Annotated in this window: 1 protein-coding gene; it reads left to right on the top strand. The window is 63.8% G+C overall.

The window, feature by feature from the left end; all coding sequences use genetic code 11:
- The first annotated feature begins 181 nt into the window (after nt 1–181).
- On the top strand, nt 182–1,528 hold the full coding sequence (locus E5X34_RS32510; RefSeq protein ID WP_063169227.1) for an IS5 family transposase: 1,347 nt from the start codon (nt 182–184) through the stop codon (nt 1,526–1,528).
- The last annotated feature ends 23 nt before the right edge of the window (nt 1,529–1,551 follow it).

The raw sequence follows: 1,551 nt of genomic DNA, 5'->3' as shown, positions 1-1,551 counted from the left end.
GTCGGCCGTGAACTATCCGCAAGCCATTGATCTGGCCTGTTGATTGAGGCGGATAGCGGCTTTGGAATTGCAGGATTAGCGGTATTTGGACGCTGTTTTCCTGCAATTCGGTTTTGCGATTCCCTTGTGGCGCGGAGCGTGATTCACTCGGTTCGGCGGCGGCGAATCGAGGGGACAGCGAATGTCCAGGCCACGCGAGAAGCGCGAGACGGGAGAGCAGGACCTGTTCCGCTCCCGGCTCGACCAAATCATCAACATGAAGCACGAGCTGGTGCGGCTGGCGCAGGCGATCGACTGGCCGGTGCTGGAGGAGCGTTTCGGCGCCGTCTATTCGGACGGCCCCGGCATGCCGCCGCTGCCGACCCGGCTGATGGCGGGGCTGGCGATCCTCAAGCACACCTTCAACCTGTCGGATGAGGTGCTGTGCGAGCGCTGGGTGGAGAACCCTTATTTCCAGTATCTCACCGGCGAGACGTTCTTTTGCCATACGCTGCCGTTCGACCGCTCCTCGATGACGCGTTGGCGCAGCCGTATGGGCGAGGAGCGGATTATGGTGCTGTTGCAGGAGAGCCTCAGCCTCGCGGTCAAGACCGGGGCGATGAAACCGGCCGACACGCGCCAGGTGATCGTCGACACCACCGTGCAGCCGAAGAACGTCATGTTCCCGACCGACGCCAAGCTCATCCATCGGGCACGCGAACGGCTGGTGCGGCTGGCCAAGAGGACGGGTCTCCATTTGCGCCAGAGTTATGTGCGGGTCGGCAAGCTGGCGCTGATCAGCCACCAGCGCTATGCCCACGCCAAGCAGTTCAAGCGGGCCAACAAGGCGCTACGCAAGCTCAAGACCTATCTCGGCCGGACCATTCGCGACATTGGTCGCCAGATCGCCGGCGATCAGGGGCTGGACGCGCTGTTCAAATGGCCGCTCTACCAGGCCGCCACCGTTCTCGAGCAACGCCAGCGCCAGCGCGGCCGCAAGATCTACAGCCTGCACGCACACGAGGTGGAATGCATCGGCAAGGGCAAGGCGCATGCGCCCTACGAGTTCGGGGTGAAGGTGTCGGTGGCCACCACGCTGAAGCGCTCCAGGGGCGGCCAGTTCGCCCTGCATGCAAAAGCACTGCCCGGCAATCCCTATGACGGCCACACGCTGGCAAGCGTCATCCCCGACATGGAAAAGACCATCGGCAACGAGATCGGCCGCATCCTCGCCGACGCCGGCTATCGCGGCCACAACGCACCGCAGAGCCACAAGCTCAGGGTCTTCACCGCGGGCCAGAAACGCCGCGTCACCCCAGCCATCAAGCGCCAGATGCGACGGCGGTCGGCGGTCGAGCCCGTCATCGGCCACATCAAGAGCGAACACAGAATGGGCCGCAACTACCTCGCCGGCCAGCAGGGCGACACCCTCAACGCCATCCTGGCCGCCGCCGGCTACAACTTCTCCCTCCTGCTCAGGTGGCTGAAGGGGTTTTTGTCGCTCTTGATTGCCCTGCTTCAAATCCGGCCGAAGCCGGTCGCCGCTTAGGGCTCGGATTGTTCACGGTCGAC

It is taken from the genome of Mesorhizobium sp. (assembly GCF_004963255.1).
In the GTDB taxonomy this organism is placed as follows: domain Bacteria; phylum Pseudomonadota; class Alphaproteobacteria; order Rhizobiales; family Rhizobiaceae; genus Mesorhizobium.
The sequence above is the reverse complement of the archived record's forward strand: the minus strand, read 5'-3'. Positions and strand labels throughout refer to the sequence as shown.